22 protein-coding genes are annotated in these 22,552 nt (G+C 54.0%); 13 read left to right on the top strand and 9 right to left on the bottom strand.

Annotated features, from left to right (window positions below):
* The first annotated feature begins 10 nt into the window (after positions 1-10).
* The 3 genes from C7820_RS11435 to C7820_RS11425 all read left to right on the top strand — a co-directional run bounded on the left by C7820_RS11435 (position 11) and on the right by C7820_RS11425 (position 3,055).
* Entirely contained in the window at positions 11-643 is a 633-nt protein-coding gene (locus C7820_RS11435; protein ID WP_105443449.1) for an RNA ligase family protein, read from the top strand.
* 306 nt (positions 644-949) lie between these two features.
* Positions 950-1,756: a hypothetical protein gene (locus C7820_RS11430; RefSeq protein WP_116231031.1), complete on the top strand. Its 807-nt coding sequence runs from the start codon at positions 950-952 to the stop codon at positions 1,754-1,756.
* A gap of 48 nt (positions 1,757-1,804) precedes the next feature.
* A complete protein-coding gene (locus C7820_RS11425) occupies positions 1,805-3,055 on the top strand; it encodes an MFS transporter (RefSeq protein ID WP_116231030.1) in 1,251 nt (416 codons plus the stop codon).
* 209 nt (positions 3,056-3,264) lie between these two features.
* Here C7820_RS11425 and C7820_RS11420 read toward each other — a convergent pair whose 3' ends face one another.
* Positions 3,265-4,323 (bottom strand): 2,3-butanediol dehydrogenase, encoded by a 1,059-nt coding sequence (locus C7820_RS11420; protein ID WP_116231029.1) that lies wholly within the window; start codon positions 4,321-4,323, stop codon positions 3,265-3,267.
* 324 nt (positions 4,324-4,647) lie between these two features.
* Between C7820_RS11420 and C7820_RS11415 the strand changes: the two genes are divergently transcribed.
* The 5 genes from C7820_RS11415 (at position 4,648) to C7820_RS11395 (ending at position 10,337) form a co-directional block, all read left to right on the top strand.
* The gene (locus C7820_RS11415; RefSeq protein WP_076167468.1) at positions 4,648-5,673 is read left to right on the top strand and encodes a LacI family DNA-binding transcriptional regulator; all 1,026 of its coding nucleotides are present in this window, start codon (positions 4,648-4,650) and stop codon (positions 5,671-5,673) included.
* Between the two features lie 44 nt (positions 5,674-5,717).
* Entirely contained in the window at positions 5,718-6,779 is a 1,062-nt protein-coding gene (locus C7820_RS11410) for a suppressor of fused domain protein (RefSeq protein ID WP_116231028.1), read from the top strand.
* 175 nt (positions 6,780-6,954) lie between these two features.
* Positions 6,955-8,625, top strand: coding sequence for a DUF6138 family protein (locus C7820_RS11405; protein ID WP_116231027.1), 1,671 nt, complete (start codon positions 6,955-6,957; stop codon positions 8,623-8,625).
* 34 nt (positions 8,626-8,659) lie between these two features.
* Positions 8,660-9,364, top strand: a complete 705-nt coding sequence (locus C7820_RS11400; RefSeq protein WP_116231026.1) for a DUF4274 domain-containing protein — start codon at positions 8,660-8,662, stop codon at positions 9,362-9,364.
* A gap of 172 nt (positions 9,365-9,536) precedes the next feature.
* A complete protein-coding gene (locus tag C7820_RS11395) occupies positions 9,537-10,337 on the top strand; it encodes a hypothetical protein (protein WP_116231025.1) in 801 nt (266 codons plus the stop codon).
* Positions 10,338-10,388: 51 nt separating this feature from the next.
* Here the strand turns inward: C7820_RS11395 and C7820_RS11390 are convergent, their stop codons facing one another.
* From C7820_RS11390 to C7820_RS11360, 7 genes are all read right to left on the bottom strand, one after another.
* On the bottom strand, positions 10,389-10,928 hold the full coding sequence (locus C7820_RS11390) for a hypothetical protein (RefSeq protein WP_116231024.1): 540 nt from the start codon (positions 10,926-10,928) through the stop codon (positions 10,389-10,391).
* A 68-nt stretch (positions 10,929-10,996) separates the two neighbouring features.
* The gene (locus tag C7820_RS11385) at positions 10,997-11,728 is read right to left on the bottom strand and encodes an MORN repeat-containing protein (RefSeq protein ID WP_116231023.1); all 732 of its coding nucleotides are present in this window, start codon (positions 11,726-11,728) and stop codon (positions 10,997-10,999) included.
* A 118-nt stretch (positions 11,729-11,846) separates the two neighbouring features.
* The gene (locus tag C7820_RS11380) at positions 11,847-12,047 is read right to left on the bottom strand and encodes a hypothetical protein (protein ID WP_234489624.1); all 201 of its coding nucleotides are present in this window, start codon (positions 12,045-12,047) and stop codon (positions 11,847-11,849) included.
* Between the two features lie 182 nt (positions 12,048-12,229).
* Positions 12,230-12,730: a DinB family protein gene (locus C7820_RS11375; RefSeq protein WP_116231022.1), complete on the bottom strand. Its 501-nt coding sequence runs from the start codon at positions 12,728-12,730 to the stop codon at positions 12,230-12,232.
* 11 nt (positions 12,731-12,741) lie between these two features.
* The gene (locus tag C7820_RS11370; protein ID WP_116231021.1) at positions 12,742-13,518 is read right to left on the bottom strand and encodes an RNA polymerase sigma factor; all 777 of its coding nucleotides are present in this window, start codon (positions 13,516-13,518) and stop codon (positions 12,742-12,744) included.
* Complete coding sequence (locus tag C7820_RS11365) at positions 13,518-13,940, bottom strand: VOC family protein (protein WP_116231020.1); 423 nt, start codon at positions 13,938-13,940, stop codon at positions 13,518-13,520. Before C7820_RS11365 ends, C7820_RS11370 begins: the two co-directional genes overlap by 1 nt.
* Positions 13,941-14,148: 208 nt before the next feature.
* On the bottom strand, positions 14,149-14,985 hold the full coding sequence (locus C7820_RS11360; RefSeq protein ID WP_116231019.1) for a sulfurtransferase: 837 nt from the start codon (positions 14,983-14,985) through the stop codon (positions 14,149-14,151).
* Between the two features lie 513 nt (positions 14,986-15,498).
* Between C7820_RS11360 and C7820_RS11355 the strand changes: the two genes are divergently transcribed.
* From C7820_RS11355 to C7820_RS11345, 3 genes are all read left to right on the top strand, one after another.
* Positions 15,499-16,305 carry a sulfite exporter TauE/SafE family protein gene (locus C7820_RS11355; RefSeq protein ID WP_116231018.1) on the top strand — a complete coding sequence of 269 codons (807 nt, stop codon included), beginning with the start codon at positions 15,499-15,501 and terminating at the stop codon, positions 16,303-16,305.
* Between the two features lie 81 nt (positions 16,306-16,386).
* Positions 16,387-17,790: a beta-N-acetylhexosaminidase gene (gene nagZ, locus C7820_RS11350; protein ID WP_397334160.1), complete on the top strand. Its 1,404-nt coding sequence runs from the start codon at positions 16,387-16,389 to the stop codon at positions 17,788-17,790.
* A gap of 139 nt (positions 17,791-17,929) precedes the next feature.
* Positions 17,930-18,346, top strand: coding sequence for a hypothetical protein (locus C7820_RS11345; RefSeq protein WP_116231017.1), 417 nt, complete (start codon positions 17,930-17,932; stop codon positions 18,344-18,346).
* Between the two features lie 287 nt (positions 18,347-18,633).
* Here C7820_RS11345 and C7820_RS11340 read toward each other — a convergent pair whose 3' ends face one another.
* On the bottom strand, positions 18,634-19,533 hold the full coding sequence (locus C7820_RS11340; protein WP_116231016.1) for a DMT family transporter: 900 nt from the start codon (positions 19,531-19,533) through the stop codon (positions 18,634-18,636).
* A gap of 142 nt (positions 19,534-19,675) precedes the next feature.
* Between C7820_RS11340 and C7820_RS11335 the strand changes: the two genes are divergently transcribed.
* Positions 19,676-20,584, top strand: coding sequence for a LysR family transcriptional regulator (locus C7820_RS11335; RefSeq protein WP_116231736.1), 909 nt, complete (start codon positions 19,676-19,678; stop codon positions 20,582-20,584).
* Positions 20,585-20,687: 103 nt separating this feature from the next.
* The gene (locus C7820_RS11330) at positions 20,688-22,544 is read left to right on the top strand and encodes an ABC transporter ATP-binding protein (protein WP_116231015.1); all 1,857 of its coding nucleotides are present in this window, start codon (positions 20,688-20,690) and stop codon (positions 22,542-22,544) included.
* Positions 22,545-22,552 lie beyond the last annotated feature (8 nt).

Raw genomic sequence — 22,552 nt, 5'->3', positions numbered from 1 at the left:
AGGTGGTTTCATGAAAATCAAATATCCGAAAACGATGCATCTTCCCTGGTCACGAGGATACACCGATGATGACAAAATTTTGCGCAGCACGGACCATTTCGTGGGAAAAGAAGTAGTGATCACCGAGAAAATGGACGGCGAGAACACCACGATGTACCCGGATTTCATTCACGCGAGATCGCTGGACAGCAAGGATCATCCGTCCCGGCATTACGTCAAGACGCTGCACGGCGGCATTAGGTACTTGATTCCGGAAGGGTATCGTCTTTGCGGGGAAAATGTGTACGCCAAGCATTCGCTCGCTTACGATGCGCTGCCTGGATACTTTATGCTGTTCTCGGTTTGGAATGAGCAGAACCTGTGCCTTTCCTGGGATGAGACGGAAATCTGGGCGGATCGGCTTGGAATACCTACGGTGCCGCTGCTGTATAGAGGCATTTGGGACGAAGAAGCAGCCAAACGGTGCTACACGAAAAAGTCCTGCTGCGGTGGGGAACAGGAAGGGTATGTGGTGAGGCTGGCATCGTCTTTCCCTTACGAGCAGTTCAGGCAAAGCCTGGCCAAATTCGTGCGGAACAATCATGTCCAAACGGATGAGCACTGGCTCAGCAGACCGGTCGAGCCGAACGGACTCCAACCGTGAAGCTGCTGAAGCAGGGGGGCAGACAATGTAAGCTGAGGAGCTTTATGTACAGAGTCTAAGCATGATCTAGATTACTTGAGCGGATTACAGTTAGGAGCTATATTTGTTGCTAATAGAAAGATGAAATGGTATGGAAGGTGGTGTTGGTCATGTAATTCCGAAGCAGCAGTACCCACATCGGAGGAAATTGACGGGTCTTGAAATTATATTTTTTTGAGCTTTAGCTTTGTATACATATTTGAATACATAATAGAAGATTCACAATAAGTAAAAAATTGCGAACATTCTATTCATGGAGGGAACGGTATGCCGGGATGTGCAGGTGTTGCGCTGTATCATACGGAACGGATTGGGGCGATGCAGGCTTTTGCCGCCGGGGAGGCTTTTTTTGAGAAGATCGACACGGCTGTAACAGGGACGAGTTACTATAAGCTTTTGGAGCACGGAGATCATGAAGGCGATCACGATCTGGTGGAAACCTCCCCGGAGCAATTACGGGCGAAAATCGGCGCTGGAGAGGCTGAAGCCTTCTGGATGTACAGCCAGCAGCACGGAACTTTGCCATGGGACGCCGCCTTTACTTATCATACGAACGGATACGGCAGTTTCCCGCATATCGCCGCTTTTTGCGACAGCCCTCTGGAAGACACATATTCCGTTCTTAAAGAATGGCTGTGCCATATGGCAGAACAGTTCACCTTTCCTTATGCAATCTTATACGGGACGAGAAAAATGACGGATGCGATGAGCTACGCCGCAGGGGACAACGGAAAAACCGCATTCCCTTATGAAAAAGCGTTTGCCTTCAACAAGGAGACCCCCGGCTTATACGGCGGACAAGCCCGCTATACTGGCAGCAAGCTGAGAATGGTTTACCCTGCCAATGTACTGAACGGCGAGCATCTCAACATCGGGATTGCGGGTACGAATCTGGAAAACTGGATACAGAGCAGCCATGATCATGGTATACTTTACCGGGTGGGCGAAGAACGGTGGATGTGGGAAGTCGACCCCTCGAAACTTGAACAGGTGAATCAAACCTGTGGAGAGGCGGGTGCCTTGATCGTCTGGCAGCCCCGGCAGTCGAAGAAACCGCGGCGCAAGCTGCCTTAATCACATCGATCACACTCATTTACATTTCATCAGGACCCGGAGGATGGTATGTCACGACCTTTATTCCCGCGCTTAAAAGGAAACAGCAGAGGCTGTCTCGCCTTTGAGCCTTTTTTTCTTATTCCGTACAGTATGGTGAGCACCTACGCGACGCTGTATATGTACGAGCTTGGCATCGCCGAAACCAGCATCGGCTGGATCACTACGATCGGCCTGATCGTTCAGGTGTTTTCATCGTTTATCAGCGGTTATTTGACCGACCGGATGGGCCGCAAATCGGCCATCCTGTATTTTGACCTGTTCAGCTGGAGTCTGGCCACCATCCTGTGGGCGGTTTCGCACAATGTGTGGTTCTTCCTCACGGCGGCGCTCGTCAACGGGTTTCAGCGCGTGCCGCATACCGCGTTTTACTGCTTGATCGTCGAGGATACGAAGCCCGCCGACCGGACTTACGTCTTTACGCTGCTGCAGATTATTAGCGTGATCGGGGGCCTGTTCGCTCCGCTCGGCGGACTGCTGGTGGATCATTACGGCCTTGTGTCCGGCACGCGCATCATGTACGTGCTTGCGTTTCTGATGATGACGTTTCAGTTCGTGGGGCGGCATCTGACGACGCGTGAAACCGAAATCGGCCAGAGAAAGATGCGGGAGACCCGCGATCTCGGACTGAAGGAAAGTCTGATCGATTATGGCGGGGCGATTCGCGACATTGTAACGAGCAAGTCGCTCATGCTGATCTTTAGCGTATACATTTTGTTCAACTTCCAGGCCACGATGAAAACGACGTATCTGTCGCTGTACATGGCGGATTACCTGCATGTGGACAGCGGGCTGATTTCCCTGTTCCCGGCGGTGTCCTCCATCATTATGCTGCTGACGCTGTGGCTGCTGATGCCGAAAATTCCGGAGCACGCGGCGAACCGCTCGATGATGGCCGGTTTCATTCTATCGGTCGCTTCAAACGTCATGCTGGTGCTGTGGCCGACGTCGAACCTGATCTGGATCGGGCTAAGCACGATTTTGGCCGCCGTAGGGCTGATGATCAGCTCGCCCTATTTGGAAGCAGCCGTGCAGAACGCGATCGACGATGACAAACGGGCAAAAGTGTTCTCCATGCTGTCCGTGCTGATCCTGCTGCTTACGTCTCCGGCAGGCATTATCGGCGGTTGGGCGTACAAGCTCGATCCGCGGATTCCCGTGTGGCTTGTGGCGGCTGCGTTCGCCGGCGCCGTTCTTCTGATGATGCTGCATCAGCGGCGGGAGAAGAGCCAAGAGACGCAGGCTGCGCTCCGGCAATAAGGCTAACATAACAAAGATCCCCTGCCGTGTGTTCGGCAAAGGGATCTTTTTTGAAGAGATCAGAAAGTATAAGTTTCGGAGGCTCCGCTTCCTGATCTCGCAAGAAAAACTTCCTTTAGACGCGGTCTGTCTTCTTTGAAGGTACGTCGATAGACGTTTTTCTTATTCGTTATGAAAAGCACCTAAGGTGCAGTAATATTCGCAGTCGGTTATTTGGACGATTGTGGCGATACCAAAATTTTGACTTGGCTTTTCTCTTTCAGCAGCGCCTCAAAACCCTGTTCGACGATCTCGCTTAAAGCAATGCGCTTCGTAACGAGCTTATCGGCCGCGAAATAGCCCTGCTGCATCAGGCTGATTACAGCCGGGAACACGTCCCGGTAACCGATGATGCCGGCGATATTGCGTTCCTGCATGACGATCTGGTTCGGATGGATCGGGGCTTCCCGTTCGAAAATGCTGACAATCATAATTTGACCGCTGATTTTCGTCGATTGAATCGCTTGGTTCAGAACAGCCGGGACGCCTGTAACTTCATAGGCAACATCCGCTCCGCCTTCGGTAAGGCGATGGATTTCTTGGACGACGTCAACGTCGGCAGGGTTGAGCGCGATAGCCCCCAGCTCCTGCGCCTTGCTCCGCCGCTCAGGCGATAGTTCCACGGCGTAGATTTCCGCAGCACCCGACGCTTTCAGCGCTTCGATGACAAGCAGGCCGATCGGCCCCGCCCCGAATACGACCGCGCGGTCGCCTACCTTGAAGCGGCTGGAACGGACGGCGTACAGGGCAACTGCCGACGGCTCGACCAAAGCGCCCTGCTCGTAGGAGACACTGTCCGGAATATGATGAACCATATGCTCCTCGGCCGCCACGTATTCGGAGAAACCGCCCCCGCCGCCGGCGAGTCCCAGGAAGCCCATTTTTTCGCAAAGGTTATATTTTCCCTGCTTGCAGGCAGTACAGTGTCCGCAGGCGAACACAGGCTCCACGACGACCCGGTCGCCGGCTTTGAAGCGGGTCACGCCTTCGCCGACTTCCACGACCTGGCCGGAAAATTCATGTCCCATCACGACCGGGGCTTTCTCACCGGTTAATGGATGAGGCGCACCCTCCGGAATGAATATCGGCCCGGCGGCGTATTCATGCAGGTCGCTTCCGCAGATGCCGCACCATTCCACCTTGATTTTGACCTTACCTTGGAGGGCCGAAGGCTCCTCAATCGTTTCCACGCGCAAATCTTTCACGCCATGCCATCTCAATGCTTGCATGAATCCGTCATCTCCCTATCAGGCAGTAAATAATATGGTGAGCGATATATCGAAAAATAGGAAACGTTTCCGATCCATATGATGTCACATTCTATTCTGCGTGTCAAATCATTTTTTAGGGCTATAGCGGGCGTTTTTAACCTAGGTGCGAATGGAAGATTTACATGTCTATGTATAGAAATAAGCTGAGGTTATGCGTTGATTGCAGCGTCTGACGGCTAAGCTGAGGCATCTGAATGGCGGGGTATGTTATAATATATACTGAAAAAGAAAAAAATGTCTTCCGGATAGGAAACGATTCCGAAGTGAGAGGGATTAATTCGCATGTCCAACAAGAAAAAGGTGACCATTGAGGACGTCGCCAAGCAGGCAGGCGTCGGCATCGCCACCGTGTCCAGGGCGCTCAACAACAGCGGGGGAATCAGCGAAAAGACGAAGGCGAGGATCATGCAGGTGATCGATGAAATGGGCTTTGTCCCAAACACGTCGGCCCAAAGCCTCAAAATCCGCCAAACCCACCAGATCGCGCTTGCCGTGCCGGACATCCGCAACGCGATCATTCCGGATATCGCCTGGTCGGTAGAGCAAGCCGCCAAGCAGCATGGATACCGGGTGGTGCAGATTAATACGCTTGGCAACGCCCGTCTGGAGCTGGAGACGCTGCGGGAGATCAAGAAGCTTCATGTGGACGGCCTCGTACTGATGCCGCTGGCGTATCCCAAGCAGCTGGAAAGCCTGATCAACCAGGCCAGCATCCCGGTATCCGTCATCAATTACGGCAAGAAGCTCAGCCCGGATCTAAAGGCGGATATCGTGGGGCTCGCCCGCCAGGAAGGAAGGCTGGTCATGGAGCATCTGCTTCAGATCGGACGGGCACGGATTGCTTATGCAGGCGCGCCCAAGGACAAAATTGAAGAACGGTACCTGGCATACGAACAGTCGCTTAGGCATGTCGATGCTTCGCTGGTTTATTTCGGGGAAGATTTTTCGTTTGAGACCGGACGCCAGGCGGCCGATTATTTTTACAGCCTGAAACATATGCCGGATGCGATCTACGCCGTCAACGACATGGTGGCGATCGGGATCGTCAACCGCTTCAAGGAGCTCGGTATCCGGGTACCACAGGATGTGGCGGTGGTCGGCATCGACAACAACTTGTGGGCGACCGTAACCACTCCGCAAATCAGCTCGGTGTCCATCATGGGCAGCGAAGTCGGCCGGCTGGCGGCAGAGCTGCTGCTGAAGCGGATCCAGTCGCACAATCCGCCGGATTATGAGCGGGTGGAGTTTGAGCCGCGTCTTATCGTAAGGGAATCCAGCGTTTCAATGACGCAGTATTCGAATAAATAACATAAGGAAATAAGCTTCGGCACACATGGGAAGGGGACAGGATGATGAACGAAGAAATCGGAGCACCGGGTTGGGACGCCATCGACCAGGAGCTTGAAAGATTATACGGCAGTCAGGAGCCAAAGCATTACGGGACGCTCATTTCGTATGCGCTCGGCGGCCAGGATCCACTCGACGGAATCAGCGCCTACAAAGCGGAATCGCCGATCCCGCATTGGCATTTTGTCACGTACGGCTTCTCGGAATTGTATGAAAAAGAGTCGGAGGACCAAGAGGTCAGCGGATTCGGCTTTGAGCTCACATTCCGGCTGCAGCGGGATGCCGATGAGGAGGAGCCGCCGGCGTGGGCTTTGAACCTGCTGCAAAATATGGGCAGGTACGTGTTTGGCAGCGGAAACGTGTTCCGTTCGGGCGATTACCTGGATGCTAACGGGCCGATCTGTCTCGGAGCCGACACGCAGCTGACGGCCCTGGCTTTTGCTGAAGATCCGGAGCTGCCCGCGATCCAGACGCCGAATGGCCAGGTTGAGTTTTTGGAGATGACCGGCATTACGGGAGATGAGCTCGAAGCGATGCAGACCTGGAATACGCTCGGCGTTCTCGGGGCTGCCGAGGAGCATATACCCTATTACATAACGGATTTAACCCGCAGCTCCCTGCTGCGCATTCCACCCGTCGCGGAGAAAATCCGGCAGGGCGCGGAAGCGGAAGGATCCAGCAACGGATTCTTATTCGTGGATCAGCTGGCCTGGGAACCGGGAAAGAGCGGTTGGTTCAGCAAGTCGCCTTCCGTTGTAAAAATGGGAGCCAAGCAGGCCGGAATTATTGCCAAGCTGCTGCTAGGCCGGATTTTAAAGGGCCGTTCGCTCACGCTCGTCGGACCGGACACCCGCGTCGTCTTTGAGCCCGGGCAGAAGCCGGAACTGAAAGCCGAAGGAGACGAGGTGCGAATTGCCCTGGACGATCAAGCCGCATCTGAGCTGAGCCGTTCGCTGGCACCGAAGGAAAGCGTCGTTCCGCTGCCTTCGGTGAAGGGGGCCGCTATCCAGATCGTGAAGACGCAGATCAAGGACAGCGAAGGCAATGTAGTCAAAGTCATCGGTTAAGCAGGACCCCGCCGGCGCGGGGCTTGTTTATAATATTAGAAAGTATAAACTCCAGAGCGATTGCTTCCTAATATTGCAAGAAAAATTACCTTTAGACGCGGTCTGTCTTCTTTGAGAGTACGTCGATAGACGTTTTTCTTATGGCATGGCTTAAGAAATTCGGGAGGGGAAACGATTGAACGCGAGCGTACAGCAGTTTTTGGATGAGGTATGGTCCCTGATCAGCGGGATTTATGAGAAAGAAAGCAAGCGTATCCGTGAGATCAAGGAAGTCAGCAGGCTCCAGGCGGGCATCAAGGATTATCTTGGCGTGGCCTGGAGCACCCGCAAAGCCGGCGACGGATACGGCGTAATCAGCATCGACCTGGACCGGCCCTTTGATTGGACCGACTCCTCGTACCGGCTGAATGCCGGGCCTTACATATGCGATATCACCGACGACCTGATCACCGGCGAGTGGCTTCCCGCATTGCGGACACGGCTTGCGGAAGCGATGAGCGCCGGGACATACGGCCCCAGGTTTTTCGATTACCGCTTCGAAATCGTGCTCGAAATGGAGCGGCCAGAGGGATTAAGAACGTTCACCGAGGTTTTGATCGATGAGGACAAGCTCGCGGCTCAGAAACAGGAGCTCGAAGGCTTTATCCAGTCCAAAGTTTTACGGGATCTGCCGGTACGTCCCAAGGAATTGGACGAGTTCTTCTTTGCCCGTCATCTGCTCAATTCCGATCTGTTTGAACAGCGAGAGGCACAATTAGAGCCGCTGATTGGGCGGTTGGAGGAGAAGCACCGTTCGAATCCGGACCGGCTGCTCGGGTGGGTCTCTCAATATACTTCAGCCTTTCGGGAATGGGCGGAGGAGCGTTTTTTGGTCCGTTATTTTGAGCGCACCGGGAGTTTCGGTCAAGACTGGATTCGCAAAGATGCGGCGGACAGGGCTGTTGTGAATGAGGAAGAGCTGGACTTTTTCGTCTATGCCGCGCTGAAGGTCGGCCGCCGGGAGCCCGAGCTCCGGGCGCGCTATCTGGAATTCGCCGTTCAGTTGGGCTCGGAGAAGGCTGCCGGCTATATAAAAAACGGCAGCGGGCGCTTCCAGCACAGGTTCGAAGGCACGGCGATCCAGGCAGCGGCGAACGACGTTACGGAAACAATCGACATCCGCCTGCATGTGGAGGAAGAGGCCGCATACCGGGAAGCGCTGACGTATATAACGGGGCTGCTCTCGGAGGGGTTTCCCAAAGAGTACAAACTAAACCTGAGGAGCCCATCCAAGGACAAGCACTATCTGCCGCTGAATAAGCTGGCTAAATCGCAGCTGCACCGTTTTTTTGCCGACGCGCTCCGGTATCCTGGCCTGCATCCGCTGATTGCCAAGTATGCCGAGACAGCCATGGAGGAATTTGCCTGGTATAAGGATGTGGAACCCGGGGAGAAGTCGGTCATGCCGGGAACCTATGCCGTTCTGGGATTAGGCCTCGTGAGCACGGAATATTTTCCGCTGCTGCGACGGTACATGGAAATAGTTGATACGGAGCACCAATCCGCTCAGGACGGGTACGCCGAAGCTTTTATCGAAGCCCACGGGTTGACCCCCGACCGGATGCCGGTGCTTGTGGCGATTCTGCTTGGAGGAAGCGATTCAGCCAAGCCGGTGAAATCCTTCGTTATCAATACACCGGATCTGGCGGACGCTCTGCTGAGTGAGCTGGAGTCCAAAAAGGATTATGAGCGGGAAACGGTGCTGTACCGGATTTTCGGGACCCGCGCCAAGCTGGCGCAGTCCGCGAGAAAAGAGACTTCTCCGATGAGAGAAAAGCTGGAGCGGTTGCTGGCATGGTATCCGTGAGTCCATTCAATACATGAGAAAAGGGGACGATCATTTGGAATGGACGGAGGCCAGCAAGAGCAAGGAGCTGGAGATGGTCCGGGCGGCGGTGGATCAGCTGGATCCGAACGAGCGGGACGCCCGCGGAAGAACGCCGCTGATGCTTTTTATCACCAACCGGATGCCTGTGGACGGCATTAAGCTGCTGCTCGAGAAAAACGTCGATCTGGAAGCGGAAGACAAGCTGGGCGATACTGCGCTCAAAAAAGCGGTGAAGTTCAAGCAGCCGGAGACGGTCAAGCTGCTGATCGCGAATGGCGCTCAGCTGAATTCCCCGCACGGCATCCTGGGGACGGCCTGGCAGGCGGCAAGAATGGACAAGGCCATGGCCGATTTGCTCGCTGATACGGACGGGGCGGTCCGCCTCACGTTGAACGATGAGGAGCAGAGGATCATCGACAGTATTTTGTATGAGGAGTCGCTGGATGAGGTCACTGTCCGGATCCGCGGGTTGTCCTCGCCGGTTCTGCTTCATGCCGTGGTGAATGGCTACAACTGGGACGATGGGCCTGATCCGATGATCGCTGCCCTGGAAAATCCGGAGTGTGCCGAGATCACAATGCTGGATATGTATCAGCTGCTGGATGCCGATTACTGGCTTGGCATGGATGAAGCCGATGCGGCAGCATCGGAAGAAGGCCGGAAATGGCGCTGGCTTGCCGAAAGCCTGAAAGAGAAAGTAGGCGCGAAGCTCATTTGATTCTGAGGGGGACCCAGGCTTGAAGAGATTTCGCTGGCGCTTCGGGCAAACCGGACATGTATATTATTTTGCGCCATCGAGCAGCAAGGCACCAGTGCCTGTAACGGAGGCCTGGCAGGCTGCGAGGAGTTCGGGCTGAATTTGTTACTGAACAGGAGGGGGATCCGCCTGCATGGATGCGAAAGCCAAAAAAATATTAACGAATACGTACTGGCAATCGGGAGGCTGGAGACGCGGAAGTTTTATGTTATCGGCTGAGGATTTTGAGTACGCCAAAAGCAAGGGGCTGATGTTCGATCCGCTTACCGTGTCGCATGATGAGCTGATCCGGCGGATCATTCATCTGCATGAGCATAACGTGACGAAGGAGCGGGTGGCTGCTGCGTTTTTGCACAGCCTTTCCACCCGGAAAGTTCATCTGCGCAGCGCTTTATCAAGCTGGACGTTGACCCGCCATTTACCCTCTCATACTTTCCGTATGCGTGCCGCCGATGTCCCCCGGTACAGTGAGTGCTTTTTCTGCGATGACGGCATGCTGATGTCCCAAGAGGAATATGCCGGCGAGGACCTGAACGTGCTTAATTTCGAACGGATCAAATGGGGAGGCGTCCGCCACAATTGGCTCGTTTACTGCTGGCTGGATCTGTTATGCCTGAGCTGTGAGGAGGATCCGTTCCCGGTGCGGGAAGAAGACGTGGATATGCTGAAGGGGATGATCCACGGGATTGAGGCCTGTGGTGACAAGGATGCCGCCCGGCAGCTCGAGAAAAGGTGGAAGGACGTGTTCCCCTCCAATTCGCATGAACGGGATCAGGTCATGGAGATCTGGGGTTACGCAGGCATTTTGGAAACCAAAGATTTTTACCGCAAAGAACGGGGACGGGGCACCGATTTCAATGCCGTTGCCTGCTGGCGCGGGGAAGACGGGTATTCGCGGGAGAAACTGGAGTACTTCTTCGGTCCTTATTTATAGCTGTTTTACAGTGTTTATACCATATAAAAAGGAGAGCCGCGGGCTCTCCTTTTAGTTTGGTGATTTTTCTGGATTTCGATCGGTTCTCCGTTCCAATACGGCTGCTTGATCAAGCACAATCCACTGGTTAACTTCGTCATATCCCTTCACAACGGCTTGAACGACGTGCCGCGGGTACATCCATTCCGGCTTTCCGGACAACTCCAGCTCCCCGGTGTCAGCTAATCCTACTGCTTCTGTGTTCGCAAGCGTAATGAGCGTTCCTTGCGGAAAAAAGGCTTCGATGGCGCCCTCGACCCTTTGTCCTACAGGGTGCAGCGACTTCTGGCGCTGCCACAGCCCGCCCGTGGAATTAAGGGAAGCGGACCAAACTTCCTCGAATTCTTCCTGGGTGATCAAGATTAACCCAGCTTCTGATGTATCGATCGGCCGCTCGGCCAGCATAAAATGATAGTCTCGGTCTTTCCGGTTCGAAGCGATGCACTTGCCGTCATCCTCGATGACGAGCTGGCGGTAAGCAACACCCTGCTGGTCAATTTCGAAATACCAGGTGCCCATACCAGGTTCGGGACAATCTTTAATATATTTCATATACCTCTCCTTATCGATCCATGCCTGGTCATGCAGATTGAACCCTAATGACGTTTTTTTGATCATCCTTATTTCAGGGGAACCTGCCCGGCCAACCGCTCGAATTGCTCCAGATGAGGGTTCAGCTTTGGCTGAATACTTTGCAAATATTTGAGGCTAGCCTCGTTTATACGCTGTTCTGCCGCCGTATCCGCAGGGAAGATCGAGTAGGTCTTGTGGATCGTGCCGCTGCGGTACTCCGCGCTGAACAGGCTGCCGCCTTTCAACGACGCTTTGAGATGGTCAGCGCTTCCCATGATGACGAGCTGTTCCTGCGGCGATTTGTACGCAAAGTAGAAGTCGGGATCGGCCAGGGCATGAATGACATCATATCCGCTCGTCTGCACGCCGCCGCCGAAAGCACCCGTTTGGATTTCATTCGAGCGGACCGCACCGTCTTCCTGGATGACTTTGTAGGTCAGCGTGCCGGTGCCGTTCATCCGGTCCAGCTTCCACTCCCCGTTATATACGACTTTGTGGCTTTCGCCGTCGGCGGCGTACTCGTTGATATACTTCCCTTTGCCTTCGCGCTGGCCGTTCACGAACTCCCCGGAATATTGTTTGCTGTCGCCCCATTTCATCGTTCCCCTGCCGTTAGGCTTGCCACCGCTGACTTCACCGTAATAGGTGGTTGTGTCCGAAATTTGCAGCCATTCTTTGGCCGGCGCTGCTTGTACCGAAGGAGAGATAGGCCAGATCGCCGCAGCTGACAGTGCAGCGCTTAGGACAAGAGATACGGAAAGATTTTTAAGTTTGATCAAATCAATACATCCTTTCAACAAGCTATTCTATGATTGCTCACGGTTTATTGGCAATGCTTGGACAACGTTACGTGAGAACGTTTTATTAGTTGTTAGCCCTTAATGTTCTTCGCATGGATTAGACCGCATATTTAAATGTGCAGGCATCGCGCACATAAAATTCGTTACCGATTTTCACGATGTAATCGGTGATTTGAACGATCTTCCCGCTGCCGATCATCTCCTGACCCAAAAAAACGGCAACAGGCGTTTGCTCAATCATCGCGGTATGGAAGTGAATCGGGGAAGTCAGGGGCTGCATAAATCTTCTGCTTTTCATTGCATTTCACCTCTGCCTGTCATTTTACCAAATTTCAGCAAGGAATGGTGTATACAAAACAGTTCCAACCGCCTGAAATGGTTGATGATCTGGATTGCGAACAAAACAAAACGAAGAAACTAAACGACCGTTCCCCGGCAAATACCGAAAAACGGTCGCAGCTTCGTATCCGATTTGTCGAGTCAGGTGAAAAGTCCGCCTAAGCGGTTATCGGCTGGAGGTGGGCAGCCCAGTTGTCTTGCCATGGATACGATTTGGCCTTTGTGATGAAATTCGTGAGTCTCCGTATGAGTTAACAGCAGCAAAGGAGTAGGAGCCTTCGGGTAACCCCGCCAGCTCTCGTCCTGCTTGATCGGTTCATTCCAGCGATCGCGATATTCACTTATGAACCGCTGCACGAGTTCATCCGCTTCCGTAAATCGTTCACGGACGTACTTCACATCGGCGCATTCAATTTCTTCTATGGAAATATCCCTATGCTCGTTTCTCTTCATAAACGGGAAAGATCCCAACCACCACCGATAGCAGTCAACGACGTGAAGATGGGTTCGAATGATCGTTCCTCGCCCAAATTCGGGAACGGGTTGATGCAAGATTTGGGGAGGCAGCTCTTCCAAGAACGCAAACATGTTTTGTCTAACGGATCGGATCCAATCGTATTGTTGCTGCAGCATTTCGATCAACGTAATCACCTCTAGGATTTCGAATGATACTTATCGTCTTGCCATTTCAATTTCTCAGTGATCGTCAATACGTTGCCGTCGGGATCGATGATCGTAAAATAGAGCGTATTGCCGCGCAGCTCGATCCGGTCCACCACCGCGCCATCGTCAATCAAAGTCTGGTACGAGCGGAATATCGCATAGGGGTCCGCACGGCGAAAACCTTCGACCAGCGCTTCGAACACCTCGATACTGAGTCCGCCACGCGGAGCTGCGAGTACGGAATCATCCCAATATTCGGGATGGCTTTCAACGGTCTTTTTCAGCCTCGTCCTCGCCCGCCTCAGAGCCGCCTTCACCGAACCCTCGGATTGTCCGAACAGCCTTCCCGTTTCCTTCGCGGTAAAGTGAAATACGTCGATTAGCAAAATCAGAACGACCTGTTTAGGTTCGAGCCGATCGGACAGCAGTTCGAGCGCCTCACGGACATCCCACTTACTCCATTCATCATAGGAACCGATTAAATGCTCTTCGAGTGGTCCGACCTGCGGCTCCCATTTGCGGCTGCGGCATATATCCACCCAAGCGTTGGCAGCAATTCGAAACAAAAATGGCTTCGTTATTTCTCTATTCGGGAACCGAGTATGCCAACGATAAGCTTTAAAAAGCGACTCTTGGAGCAAATCGTCCGCATCCCACGCCGAACCGGCCTTAGCCAGACAATATCGTTTCAGATCGCTTTGCAGCGGAAGTGTCATCTTCGCAAATGTCTCATATCCTGCGTCTATTAAGTGATCTTCCTGCGTCACTATTGCTGCTTCCTTATATTATTCTTGTGAGTAAAATACGGCGTTTGCCCCGTTTCTTCCACAATATCCACGGGATTTCCGTCCAGATCGAATGCTTTGAAAAACCTGTACCCATCCTCTTCGTGGATTTCGCTTAATTCCGCTCCTTTCGCCTTAAGCTGGCTGTACGAATGGTTGATATCATACGAAGTGAAATTGAAGTATGGCATCATTTCTTTACCGGTATCAAATTGGACAGGCTGCGGTTTCTCCACTTTCCATAACAAAACCAAGGTTTGGCCGTTAGGGAAGGCGAGCCCGACCCGATCATCTGTCTTTTCAATCGTCTCCAGATCGAACATTCGAACGTACCATTCCTCTGAACGTGTAATGTCGGTCACCGGAATAAAAATGGCGGATACATAAGCGATGATTTTTTCCATAGATGAGCACTCTCCTTTAAGCTGATTTTCAATCTAATAACGATAAAAATCCATAATAAGATACGGGGGAGCAAAGAGTCTTTTTAAATTTTATCCCGGCCTATGGATCACGCCTGCTGCCGGAAAACGCCAAAGAGGGCTGCAACAGGTCGCTCGCCAGCAACTTGTCACAGCCCATAATTCAGCGCTAGATGCGGTCTCCCGGAGATTACTCTTCCCCTGTAGCAATCGGATTTTCGCTGTACGAAATCCAGTCGCTCCAGCTGCCGGCGTACAGCCGGACATCCGGGTATCCAAGCTCGGTCAAGGCAAGGACATTCGGGCAGGCCGATACGCCTGAACCGCAATAGACGATAATTTCATGGTCCTTCGGCACGTCCTTATAGTACTCTTTGAGCTCATCGAGGGATTTCCATTCCCCGTTGTCCTGTAGGACGCCCTTCCAGAACTTGTTCTTGGCGCCGGGAATATGGCCGGCGGTATGGTCGATCGTCTCGTTCAGACCCAGGTAGCGGGAGGATTCACGCGAATCCAGGATGACGATCGATGGATCCTTCATCGCCTGGCGGACGTCTTCCAGGTTGACGAGCATTTCAGGATGCACATCAGCCGTGAAGGTGGTAGGGACCCGAACCGGCTGGTCCTTGCTGACGGGGTAGCCTGCATCCTTCCATGCGCTGAAGCCTTCGTTCATGACGAACACCGTCTCATGACCCATGTAGCTCAGCAGCCACCACAGACGCGAAGCGTACAGTCCGCCTTGATCGTCATAAGCGATGACACGGGTTTCCCGGTTGATGCCGACTTTCCCCAGCTTTGCGGCAAGCTGGGCGGTATCAGGCAGGGGATGCCGCCCGCCATGCTCACTGACTGAGGAAGACAAATCCTTCTCCAGGTCAAGGAAAACCGCTCCCGGGATATGGTTCTCCTCATAGGAAATCCTTCCGGCATCGGGCTGTCCCAACATGAACCGGCAGTCGACGATCGTCACGTCGGGCTCGTACATCCGGGCAAGCACCCAAGCTTTGTTCACTAGTACACTCAATAAAAACACCGCCTTAATTCAATGATAATATCTTGAATGGAATATTGTTCTATTATACCAGCGGGGCGGGGGGTTGTCTCTCCAATCGGTTTCTTCGGCAAGGTCAAGTGTGTTATGATAAACGCGCTGCGGACAAGCCGCCGCAAAATAAAAAACGGCCGGGTCACCCCCCAGAGGGAGATATCCAGCCGTCATCATTAGAGCCTGAAATGTAGACAATCCTCATTTATGGTAAACGATTCTCACATGTAGATGGGTGTAAATCTCTTCCGTATAATGGTCATTCGGACAGCTCTTGATGACGCGGAGGTGATCTTTGCTCGAAACCAAAGGCTCAGAGCATGAAGGGCAGCGGTCTACAAACAAGCTCTTTAATTTCGCAAACAAGCTTATTCACCATCCTATTCCCATTGATTTACTTGGGTTTATTATAAACGCTAATGTTCCATTCGTATAGTGTTAATTTTGAGTTTTTCGCTGCGAACTATTCAGTCATCCAGAGGTGTGTAGTAGATGGATTTAGCAGGACATATCGTTATGTTTTTTATCGGGCTGGCAGGTTCCTTTTTTTCAGGTCTGCTGGGCATCGGCGGAGCCATTATCAATTACCCGCTGCTGCTCTATGTGCCGGGACTCTTTGGCGTGGAGACGTTCAGCCCGCGGCAGGTTTCCTCGATCAGCATGATCCAGGTATTTTTCTCTTCCCTGGCAGGCATGCTGGCTTTTCTCAGACAGAGCAAAAAAGAAAAGCCGCTGATGCACAAAGGGCTGATCATGAATATGGGGGCGAGTATTCTGATCGGCAGCTTGGCAGGCAGCCTGGGCTCGGCTTATCTGCCCAGCGCAAGCATCAATATTATTTACGGGGTGCTGGCCGTGATTGCAGCTGTCTTGATGATGATTCCCGGCCGTGGCACCCAGGAGGAAGTGCAGCTGGCATCGGTGCAGTATAACCCTTGGATTTCCGCGGTTTCCGCCTTGATGGTGGGCGTTGTCTCTGGGATTGTCGGTGCCGGAGGTTCCTTTATTCTGATTCCGATCATGCTGACCCTGCTGCGGATTCCGGTGCGGGTGACGGTGGCTTCCTCACTGGCGATCGTATTTATCTCGGCTATCGGCGGCGTATCCGGGAAAATAGCCGGCGGGCATATCCCGCTGTGGCCCACCTTGTTTACCGTGGTAGGGAGCATCCTTGGCGCACCGGTGGGAACGATGGTCAGCCGCCACCTCAACGTCAAATCGTTGAGAATCGCCCTTGCCGTCCTGATCGCAGCCACCGCCGTAAAAATTTGGTGGGGCATTATTACAGCAGGCATATAAGGTGAATCCTAAGCATGTATATTTCTGTGCCCAAGGTCGAAGATGAACAAACAGGAAGAACATACCGAGAAAAAGAAGGGTGTGAAGGCTTTGCATAGACTGCTTCGAATCAGCTTGGCATGCGTGATGTCGATCATGCTCGCATCCGGCTGTTCCTTAAATCACGGAGGGAATAACGCATCTGGACAAACAGGTGCAAATGGACAACATGACGCAACGGGGCAAGAGGGTACCGCCGGAGGGAACGGTGAGCCGAATTCTTCTGCGAATCAAGGCGGAAATACGACCAGTCCCCCAGAGGGCACGTCAAATGGAGACGGAGGCAGCGGCCAGGATACGGGTCCAGACGGATCGAATCCGGGTGGCACAAATGCTACAGCGGACGATCCGGTCCTTAAGCAGCTGAACCAGCTGACGACCGAAGAGAAGATCGGCCAGCTCGTACTCGTGGGTATGGACGGGACCGCCACAAGTGCAGAGACCCGCGAGCTCGTGCAGAAGTATTATGTCGGCGGATTTATTTTCTACAAAAATAATATTGACAGCACGAAGCAGGCACTGAGCCTGTTCAACGGCCTCAAAAAAGACAACCGGGACAATCCCGTGCCACTGTGGATGAGTGTGGACGAGGAAGGGGGACGGGTGTCCCGGATGCCGGATGAATTCGTCGACATACCGACGAACCTCGCCATAGGAAGGAAGAACAGCACGAAGTTATCCCATGGCATCGGGCAAATCTTCGGCCGGGAGCTGGCCGGATTCGGGCTGAACATGGATTTTGCGCCGGTGCTGGACGTCAACAGCAATCCGGACAATCCCGTGATCGGGGACCGTTCCTTCGGCAATGACGCCGAACGGGTTGCCCGGCTAGGCAAAGCTACGATGGAGGGAATCCGTGAGGAGCATGTGGTGCCGGTCGTGAAGCATTTCCCGGGGCATGGCGATACATCCGTGGACTCCCACATCGGTCTGCCTGTCGTGAACCATGACCTGGCGAGATTGCGGAAGCTCGAGCTCGTGCCGTTCCAGGCTGCGGTGAAAGACCAGGCGGATGTCGTCATGATCGCGCATCTGCTGATGCCGAAGCTGGATCCGGACCACCCGGCGTCCTTCTCCAAAGCCGTCATTACGGACCTGCTCCGCAATGAGCTTGGGTTCAAAGGGGTCGTCATCTCGGACGACATGACGATGGGGGCAATCGATAAAAATTACAGCATCGGCAAGGCATCGGTCGGGGCCATCCTTGCGGGCGGGAACATCATTCTCATCGGGCATGATTACGCCAAGGAGAAGGAGGCCATCCAGGCACTGACGGACGCGGTAAAAAACGGGACGATATCCGAAGAAGTGCTCAATGACCGGGTATACGCCGTTCTTAAGCTGAAGGCTGCTTATGGAATTACCGACGAACCGGCAAAAGGGCCGGATGTGGACCGGATCAACAAGGATGCCCGCAGTTTGTTGACCCAATATGGATTGAAATAGAGTCAATCATCGCATGCTAGGAAAAGAAGAGGCTTGAGCAGCTGTGTCACGTGTGGAAGAATTGTTGAGTCAATAGCACGGGGCTTCAATAACAAGCTTGGCATATATTATTCTATCTTCTGAGAAAGGAATGAGAGATATGCCAACATTTGATAACATGCAGGTGACGGGGAACGCAACGATTGAGCAGGACATGCAGGTGAACGGCAATGCCACCATCGGAACGGATATGCAGGTGAACGGCAATGAAACGGTCATGCAAAATTTTAACGTGATGGGGAACGAGACGATAGCTGGCTCCTTGCAGGTGAACGGCAGCCAAACGGTATCCGGCAATATCGGTTCCGGCAGTACGGTTAGCGCGTTGTTTCGTATGGTCACGCAGTCCCAATCGACCGTGCCGGCAGGAGGTTTTACCTCGCAGCAGGTCCGTTTCTATCCGGCGATCCTGCCGGGCCAGCCAGGGCTTGTGCTCAAGGGAACGGACGGTAATAACTATGTGCTGTTCGTTGACGTTTCGAGCGGAACGCCTACGCTTGCGCTGATGCGTGCGTAAAACTGAGGTATAAGCTGCCAGTGTGGATTGGGACCGGGTTCAAATGTAAATGAATAAAGGCGCCGCCTCTGATGAGAGGGGCGCCTTTTTTATAATATCAGAAAGTACAAACTCCAGAGCCAAGGCTTCCTGATATTGCAAGAAAACTTTCCTTTAAACGCGGTCTGTCTTCTTTGAAGATACATCGATAATCGTTTTTCTTATAATATCAGAAAGTATAAACTCCAGAGCCAAGGCTTCCTGATATTGCAAGAAAAATGACCTTTGCTAAAGTATGTACGAACATTTCATCCGGCAGCCTCGCGCGGCGGCTGCTTCTTCCGGCCCAGCAGTCTGCTGACGTTGAGCTCGGACAAGGCTACACCGAGCAGAACGAGACCGGCGCCAGCATATCCTTGGGCGGACAGCGTTTCGTTCATGAACAGCAGGCCGAAGACGGCGGCCACGACCGGCTCCAAGGCAAAGATGAGGCCTGCTTGGGTTGCGGTCGTATACTGCTGGGCCATGGTCTGCAGGATAAAGCCAAGCGCGCTGCACACGAGGCTGAGCGCCAGCACCGCCACCCAGCCGGAGATGCTGCCGGGCAGGCGCGGGGTCTCCCACAGCACCGTGAAGACGAGCCCGAACGCGCCGGCAAAGCCGAGCTGCCAAATGCCGATGCAGAGCGGATCCGGCGATGTTTTGGCTGCACGGCCCGTCAGCATCATGTGGACGGCGAACAGCAAGGCGCCAAGGATGCACCACAGGTCTCCGAAGCCGATGCCGGACTGGGGCCGCAGCGTGAGCAGACCGATTCCGGTCATCGCCAACAGGACGCCCAGGACGAGCCGCTTGCTTGGCATGCTTTTGCCGAATACGGCCGAGAGAACCGGCACGAAGATGACCGTCAGGCTCATCAAAAAGCCCGCATTGGATGTGGACGTTCCTTGAAGCCCAAGCATAATGGAGGCAAACACGCCGAACAGGATGAAGCCTAAAAGCGCGGCATGTTTCAATACGGAGACGTCTGTATTGCGGCGAAGCCGGCCTGCGAAGAGGCCGCCAGCGGCGATGAACGCCAGCCCGAACCGGAGGGCGATCAGATTGAAGGGCTGAACCGAATCCAGTCCCATTTTCATAAACAGATAGGAAGAGCCCCAAAAAAGGGTGACGATCATAATCACGACATTTGCTTTAAAAGGTTTCATGGAATAGGAGATCCTGCCTTTACACGATCAAACTTGAACAACAGCTTTCGCCTGATCCAGTATACGTGGTATTTTTAAATAAGAAAATTGAATGTTTTGAATGCGAAGTATGAATGAAATTAATGAAAAAAGGGTGGCGAAGGTGAGCCTGTTTAAGTATGAAGTGTTTCATAAAGTGGTAGAGCTTGGCAGCCTGACAAGAGCTTCCGAGGCGCTGGGTTTGACCCAGTCCGGCGTCAGCCATGCCGTTCACAGTCTGGAAACGGAGTTTGGCTTCTCGATCCTTACGCGAAACCGTTCCGGCGTCCGTCTGACCGATAACGGGGAACGCGTGCTTGCATTCGTACGAGAGATGCTGCAGGTGCAGGAGCGGCTGAAGCAGGAAGTGGCGGCCATTAACGGGCTGGAAACCGGCACGATCCGGATCGGAACCTTTACCAGCATTTCGGTGCAGTGGCTCCCGGGGATTATCCGCGATTTCCTGGCCAGCCATCCCCGGATCGAAGTGAACTTGTATGAAGGGGACTACCATGAGATCGAGGAATGGCTGCTCAGCGGCGAAATTGACTTTGGGTTTGTGTCGATGCCCACCCTCGATTCGTTTGAGGTCATCCCGTTAAAGCTGGACCGGATGCTGTGCATCCTTCCCCCGGGCCATCGCCTGGAAAAAGAGCCCTGCATACGGTACGTCGACATTGCCAACGAGCCCTTCATTATGCCGAAGGAAGGCAGCGATTACGATGTTCGGCGGGTACTGCGCAAAGGCAGGGTCAAACCGCCGGTCAAGTTCCGGGCAGCCGACGATTATGCGATCGTGGCCATGGTGGAGAACGGACTGGGCATCAGCATTTTACCGGAAATGATCCTGCGTGGCAGGCGGAACGAGGTGGTGGCGCTGGAGCTCGAGGACGGAAGCTGCCGGTCGCTGGGGATCGCCCTGAACGCTACGAGGAACGTCTCTCCGGCCACGCGGAAGATGATCGATTGCGCCCGAAGCTGGCTTGCCGATGAAGCGCGGGCGGGAGGAGCGAAACCCGCAAGGGGGGAGTAACGTATACACGGGTGGACGCGCCTGAATTTGACAAGAACGATCCGGGCGGTATAACTATAGAAAATGGATCTGGACCCTATCATGTAAAGGAAGCGGTGTTACGATGACGGAACATCAATCTGCAATCGGCGGGGCTTCGAAAGAAGCGGCCGCCCCCAAAGGAGACTGGAAGGCGTTCATCCGCCTCGTCATGCAGACGAGGCCGTCGAAATGGCTGCTCGCCGTGGCTTCGGTGCTGAGCGTCATTTCCACGCTGGTCAGCCTGATCGTCCCGTATTTTACGAAAAATCTGGTGGACAGCTTCTCTGTGGAGTCGATCCGTCCGGAGCAGATCGTACTGCTGGTCGTGACGTTCGTCCTGCAGGCGATTGCCGGCGGCGTCTCGATCTACCTGCTGAACCGGCTGGGGCAGGAGGTGGTGGCCAAGCTCCGCGACAGGCTGTGGAAGAAGCTGCTGACGCTCACCATCCCCTACTATGACAATAACCGGACCGGAGATACCGTGAGCCGGATGACCAATGATACCGCGGTGCTGAAATCGCTCGTATCCGAGCATGTGACCGGTTTTTTTAACGGCATCATCTCTATGATCGGCTCGATCATCATCCTGCTGCTGATGGACTGGCAGATGACGCTGATCATGCTCGCCGCCATCCCGGTGGCTTCGGCGGTGCTGGTGCCGCTCGGCCGGACAATGCTGAACATTTCACGGAAAATGCAGGATGAAACCGCCTCGTTCACAGCAGTGCTGAACCAGGTGTTGTCCGAGATCCGGCTGGTCAAAGCCTCGAACGCCGAAGACCGCGAAGAGCGGGTCGGGCGGAGTTCCATTGAGAGCCTGCTGTCGCTCGGCATCCGCGAGGGCAAAGTGCAGGCGTTCATCGGCCCGGTCATTTCGCTGGTCATGATGGGTCTGCTGGTCGTCATTATCGGATACGGCGGTATGCGCGTATCCAGCGGGGCGCTGACCGCCGGGGAGCTCGTGGCATTTATTCTGTACCTGTTCCAGATTGTCATGCCGGTGAACCAGATTACGGCTTTTTTTACGCAGCTGCAAAAATCCGTGGGGGCAACCGAACGCATCGTCTCCATTTTGGAGGACGAGCAGGAGGACGTGCTGCAGGGCCGCACGCTGACCGATGCGGCTCAGGCCATCGAAGCGGAAAATTTGACGTTTGCCTACAGCGGTGATGGCGAGGGCGTGCTGCACGGACTTAACTTCACGCTGGAGCCCGGCAAGGTGACGGCCGTGGTCGGACCGAGCGGGGGCGGGAAAACGACGCTCTTCTCCCTGATCGAGCGCTTCTACAAGCCGACCGGAGGCACCATCCGTATCGGCGGGGAAGATATCGAATCCTTCTCGCTGCATTCTTGGCGCAGCCGGATCGGTTATGTACCGCAGGAGAGCCCGATCATTTCCGGCACGATCCGCGACAATATTTGTTACGGGCTGGACCGGAAAGTGACGGACGAGGAAGTGGAACGGGCGGCGCATATGGCGTATGCCGATATTTTTATTCATGAGCTGCCGGAAGGATATGACACGGAAGTCGGTGAACGCGGAGTGAAGCTGTCCGGCGGCCAGCGCCAGCGGATTTCGATCGCCCGGGCGCTGCTGCGGAACCCGCAAATTTTGATGATGGACGAGGCGACTTCGAGTCTCGACAGCAAGTCGGAGGTGTTCGTCCAAAAGGCGCTCGACAACTTGATGAAGGGCCGGACGACGCTGGTTATCGCCCACCGGCTGTCGACCGTCGTCGATGCGGATCAGATTCTGTTCATCGAGAAGGGCCGCATTACAGGAAGCGGGACGCACCAGGAGCTGTTCGAATCGCATGCCATGTACCGCGAGTTTGCCATGCAGCAGCTGCGCATCGGCGAAGACGCTCAGGCAGGGGAACTGCCTGAGCCGGCATCCGAGCCCGCCCTGAATCTTCCGCCGTCGGCGGAAAGGAAATGAGGTATTGT

The organism is Paenibacillus sp. VMFN-D1 (assembly GCF_003386155.1).
Lineage (GTDB): Bacteria > Bacillota > Bacilli > Paenibacillales > Paenibacillaceae > Paenibacillus_AQ > Paenibacillus_AQ favisporus.
This window is presented reverse-complemented; position numbering and strand designations above follow the sequence as displayed.